Raw genomic sequence first — 5155 nt, forward strand, 5'->3', positions numbered from 1 at the left:
GATCTCGCGCAGGTATGCCACCAGCGTGCTCCTACCTTCGACGTCCCTGGCCATCCACGTGGTCCCGGGCAGATGCCAGATCACGTCCTCGTGGATGGTGGTCGCCAGCGCGTCGAGGTCTCCGGCGCGGAAGGCGTCGGCGGCGCGCCGGTAGGTGACGGCGTCCGGGTGGTCGGTGCTGATGATCGCGACGTTAGTGGTCATGCGGCGATCATCCTCTCGCCGAGGTTCTGTCGTACCTGCGTCGACCACGACCGCAAGCGCCGATGTGACGCATCTTGTCCGGTGTGACCCTGTTGCGTGGGGAGGATCGCTGCTCGGCGGTGTCGCCTTCTGACTCACCATCCGGGCTCGCGTAGCCGCGTGGCCGATTCCGAAGTGATGACCCACCGCGTGAACGGCGGCGTGGCTGGGGCGCGAGGGCTCTTGCGGAGTCCTGCTTGGCGGGCAGGAACCGCACGGGCGGCGACGCGTGGCCGCCGAGGAAGATGTCTCGGCCAAGCTTGCCGGAGACCAGGGTGAAGGCCAGACCGACTACGGGGGTGTGCCCTAGGTGCGGCGTCCTACGCCCCGAGCCGTTCGCCGACCGAGTGTGGAACCTGTTCTTCCTCGCAGTGCAGCCGGGCCGACACCGTTCGGGCATGGGCGATCTTGTGGTCCACCAGGTCGAGAAGTCGTTGCGCGGCTCCGGTGAGCAGGCCGCCCGAGTGTTGATCGTCGAGACGTCCAGCACGATCGAGGACGAGGCGGCCCGACGCTTCTACGAGCGCGAAGGGTTCGATCGCAATGCCCGCGTTTGTAAGTTCTGCGGTCCTGGCGCGGACAAGATCGTGTCCTGGAAGTCGCTCGTGCCGGCCGATACCTGACCTTGCCGACGAGCGAGTAGGGCAGGGTCTCCCGATGGCGGTGACCCAATGATCGACTAAGTCAGGCCGCGTAGCGATAGCGTCGTTCTGTGACGTACTTTCGGCCCGGACTTTTTATCCGCAAAGTGTTCAACCCGCTTGCGATGGCGACCGGGATCAACGGCGCACAGACGGTCACGGCGATTGGCCGGACGTCCGGACAGCCCAGAGCGATCCCGGTAATGCCGGTCGACGTTGCTGGGGCAACGTACCTCGTGTCGGTGCGCGGGGAGTCAGACTGGGTGCGGAACCTTCGCGCCAATCCCACAGTGACCGTCTCAACGAAGGGCGCGAAACGAAGATTCAAAGCGGGTGAGATGCCTGTAGCGGAACGTGGCCCGATCATTGCTGCTTACCGAGATGCCGCCAGCAAGACCGTCGATCCGTACTGGCAGAAGCTTCCCGACCCGATCGACCATCCGGTATTTCGACTGACGCCCGAGTGATCACCGCGTGCGACGTCCTGCGACGGCCCGCCGCGGCAGCCAGCCTGTGGTCGGCAAGCCGCCCTACGTCGATGTGGGCGGAGTCGACGCGGGTGGGCCCGCGACTGTCAGACGCCGGCGACGTAGGCGGTCAGGAAGTGGACGGCGTGTCGGTCGAGGTTGCCGCGGGCGCGGTCGTCGTGCTCGGCGGTTCGCGGGTCGGCGTGCCGTGCGAGGATATGGGCGTCGCGTAGGGGGACGCCGGCGTCCAGGGCGTTGGTGATCGCGCCGTGCCGTAGCGAGTGCGGGCTGATGCGACGCGGGATCCCAGCAGCCTTGGCGATCCGGGCGACTATCCGGTACACGTCGCGCCGGTCGATCGGCTTCCCCCACTCCCGTCGCAGCACCAGCGGCCCGCTGGTGCGTTGGCTCCGGCAGGCCTCCCGGACGCGCAAGACCGGGACGGTCAGCGGCATGGTGGCGGGCTTGTTGCCTTTGCCGACCAGATGCAGCACCCGATAGCCACGAAGGGTGTCGGCGTAGTCCTCAATCTTCACGGCGGCGGCTTCGGACGCGCGCAGGGCGTTGATCCCCAGCGGGTAGGCCAGGGCGCCGTGGTGGACGGTCAGAGTCTGAGCGACGTGCAGGAACCTGATCAGCTCGAGCCGATCCAAGCCCGTGGGTGCGATCTCGTCACGGTTGACCTTCGGCAGACGCGCATAGACGGCAGGGTCGGACGGGGACACTGCGTCGATGTGGGCGCAGCGGAAGTATCCGCGCACGGCGTGCATCATCGTGACCACGGAGGAGTCCATCAGTCCGCGGCCGTCGAGCTGGCGGATGTGCAGCTCGACGTGGGCTCGTTGGATCCCCACCAGGGGGTCGAGCCCGTTGCGCTAACACCAGGTGAACCACTGGCTCAGTTGCTAGGAGTAGAGGGTGTGGGCGCGCCCGCAGTAGCGGGCGAGGTAGGACACCGCCGCCAGCTGTGCGGTCGACATCGTGGCGGGTTGGAACGGCAGAAGCATCGTCGGAGCGGACATGGCAGTCACCTCACGCGGCGACCCAACCAGGCCCAGCCCCGCCCGCCGCTCACGCGGCCAGGCACCGAGACCATATCGACGTTAGCCCCGTTCCGACTGTCGCCGTCGCGTCAGCTCGCGGCGGTGTGACGCAGGCTGGAACCGCGCCGCTCTGAGGCTGCTTCGCCAACTTCTGGAGTCTGCGGAGGGTTCGTTGATCCGCCTGAACGACCCCGAGGGTCTTGTGCCGGGCGAAGGCTGGCCCACGACCGGCCAGCTCGGGGGCACGCCTGGCGGCGTCCCGGCCGGCCTGTCGGTCGCCGGTTGCCTCTGCAGGGCGGCCCACCACCGCCAGGTTCCAGCGAAAGTGCGCGTTCGGGAAGGGCATGTGAACCACCTCGGCCGAGTGCGTCAGCAGGTCTGCCGCTTCGGTGCGATCCGCAATCAAACCGCGATCGAGCACCAGTTCGGTCAGCTTGCGGTGCTGCGCGTTGCGGTCGTCCCGTTGAGGGACGGGTGCTCCCGCCAGGAGACGGCGGTAGTAGTGCTCGCCGCACGAGGGGTCCTGGCTGGCATAGGAGCCGCCGAGGTGTTCCAGGGCGCCCGCGCTCTGCAGCGCCGAGTACTGGCCTGGCACATCGGGAACGCGCAGTCAGAGCTCTCGGGGCGGCCGACATGTTGCCGGCGTCAGCCAACGCTGGGCCCTTGATCGACAGGTACTGCGTTCGGTTGTACGTCCGTGCACGTCCCAGCCGCTTCTCGTGGAACTTGAAGGTACTGGTCCGGACCTGTGGTGGTCAGGTCAGCCGGGGGTCGGGTTACTCGCGGATTGCGGGGCTTCAACCCTGCCGCTCGAGCAGGAAGTCTGTGCCGTCGAGACCGAAACCGACGAGGCTGCCGCGGTCATTCTCGGCGGTCACATCCCCGAAGGCACCGACATTAGTGGGCGGATTCTCGACCAGATTGGCCAGATTGAGCCGTACCCCAGGGCGAGGTATGAGGTAACTCGTACCGTAGTCCGGCGCGGAGTTGGAAACGAAAGTGACGATGATTTGGTTGTCGTCGTTGAAACGGAGGCTGTTGCTGATGGTCGGAACCTGGGGGGTGCCCTCGACGATGTAGGTGTGGAAGTGACCGCGTGCGTCCCAAACACCGATGCGCTCGGTGCTGTTGAAGTTGAACGAGTACCCGAGGACATCTGAGCGGTCGTTGATGCCAAGACCCCACGAGTTGGATTCGGTTGGTTGTGGCGGCAGCAATGTGCTCGCGCCGGTGTAGGGGTCGTATCGAAACGCTTCTTGAGGCGATGTCTGGTCTATCCCGGTGACAAACCCGGCGTCGTTGATGCCTGTCACGTCCGGGTCGGTCACATCGGGACCGAAGTCCAGCCGCGTCGTATGGTGAAGCCAGCAGCGGAAGTATGTCGTATGAGAACCGTCCGACGACAGAACTATGGCGACGCCGAGGTTGTTCAGGGCGACCACGAAGCTGCTGATCTCGCCGGGCTGGCGTGGAATCACGTCGGCGTGGTCACCCAAGAACAGTGCGGCTTGCTCAGTGGACTGCGCCACGTTGGTGAGCACGCTGCCGCCGACGACGCCGAGTGCGTTGACGACGTGGGCCACCGACGGACGGCGTTGCAGGATGGTCGTGGTGCCGTGCGCATACTCGGACACGTTCGGCACAGCATCACCGGCGCTGTCGACTGCGTAGGAGGTGCCGTAGACCCGGTCGGCGGAGTCCAATCCAGCTGTGAAGTCGTTGAACAAATAGCCTGCAGGTACTTGTGCAGCATTGAGGTCGGTGTAGCGATAGCTAATTGATGGGGTGTGCGCGCTGGCGCTGGTGGCGTTGATTCCAAGCGTCCCTGACAGCAGCGTCACAAGGCCCACGGCAACCACGAAGCGACGACGCATGCTGGTGCTGTGTGGACGACTGTTCATGATCGAGCTCCGATCGGGACGTCGGAGTTGGTGGTCGGAGTTGGTGAAAGTCGCCCGTTGGGCCCGGAGCAGCGCCGACGACCAACAACTCACTCTCAACGAGTTGACGGTGACGTCGGGACGATCGATGGGCACCCAAAAGGTCTTGGACATGAGCACTCCTGTGTTCGTGTAGCGCGGTGAATATGGAAGTCCAGCCCCGCTGCTCGAGGTGAAGTCAGAAGGCGAGGTCGAGGAGTCGGTCGATGGCGAGCTGCGGATGATCGACCTCGGCTCCATGCGACTACCGAACGCGCCGAGGCACAATCTCGCGAACAGTGAACTCCTGATCCCGTCGCCTCCTTCCCGGAGATCGGACGACGACCGCCGCCGAAGCGACGATGCCCCGATCGGCCGCCGTACGCGTCAGTCCGCAGGAGGATCTTTGGCCGGTGGTGTCCTCCCGTCGGAGGACAAGCTGCTGCTGCGATGACGGTGGTCTACCTGCGTGCAGTTGGTGCTCACCGCAGACAGACCACCGGGGTTGTCGCCGCGGACTGGTCAGTCGGTGGCGGTGAACGGTTGGTGTTCGGGCCGCAGCGTCAGCACCAGGGATGCGACGATGAGCAAGATCATCACGGCGGAGCCCACCTTGAACCAGGCGTCGATGTCTACGAAGAACACCGGCAGCGCCGTGAGCGCCTTGAGCAGTAACGCGGCAGCGTTGATCCGGATAGCCAGCCGGTTGCCCGAGCGCCACGCCACTGCGGCGCAGGCGATGATGACGATGATCAGGAACACGCTGAGGATCACGATGGCGAATGACGGGCCGTCCCCGCCCGACGGCGGGGGGACGGTACTGGCCACTGCGAGCAAGGCCG

At 65.6% G+C, this 5155-nt stretch carries 6 protein-coding genes; 2 read left to right on the forward strand and 4 right to left on the reverse strand.

Annotated elements, in window-relative coordinates:
- Positions 1-204: nuclear transport factor 2 family protein (locus ABI385_RS06390; RefSeq protein WP_348102913.1), on the reverse strand; the 204-nt coding region annotated here is incomplete at its 3' end.
- Between the two features lie 284 nt (positions 205-488).
- Here ABI385_RS06390 and ABI385_RS06395 point away from each other — a divergent pair.
- Together ABI385_RS06395 and ABI385_RS06400 are read left to right on the forward strand one after the other, a co-directional pair.
- Entirely contained in the window at positions 489-866 is a 378-nt protein-coding gene (locus tag ABI385_RS06395; RefSeq protein WP_348102914.1) for a GNAT family N-acetyltransferase, read from the forward strand.
- 89 nt (positions 867-955) lie between these two features.
- On the forward strand, positions 956-1351 hold the full coding sequence (locus tag ABI385_RS06400) for a nitroreductase family deazaflavin-dependent oxidoreductase (protein ID WP_348102915.1): 396 nt from the start codon (positions 956-958) through the stop codon (positions 1349-1351).
- 107 nt (positions 1352-1458) lie between these two features.
- Here ABI385_RS06400 and ABI385_RS06405 read toward each other — a convergent pair whose 3' ends face one another.
- The 3 genes from ABI385_RS06405 to ABI385_RS06415 form a co-directional block, all read right to left on the reverse strand.
- Complete coding sequence (locus ABI385_RS06405; protein WP_348102916.1) at positions 1459-2205, reverse strand: tyrosine-type recombinase/integrase; 747 nt, start codon at positions 2203-2205, stop codon at positions 1459-1461.
- A 986-nt stretch (positions 2206-3191) separates the two neighbouring features.
- Positions 3192-4448 (reverse strand): hypothetical protein, encoded by a 1257-nt coding sequence (locus ABI385_RS06410; RefSeq protein ID WP_348102917.1) that lies wholly within the window; start codon positions 4446-4448, stop codon positions 3192-3194.
- Positions 4449-4835: 387 nt separating this feature from the next.
- On the reverse strand, positions 4836-5155 hold a 320-nt coding region (locus ABI385_RS06415; protein WP_348102918.1), incomplete at its 5' end, for a hypothetical protein.

Origin of the sequence: Lapillicoccus sp., assembly GCF_039935575.1 — a bacterium.
Lineage (GTDB): Bacteria > Actinomycetota > Actinomycetes > Actinomycetales > Dermatophilaceae > Lapillicoccus.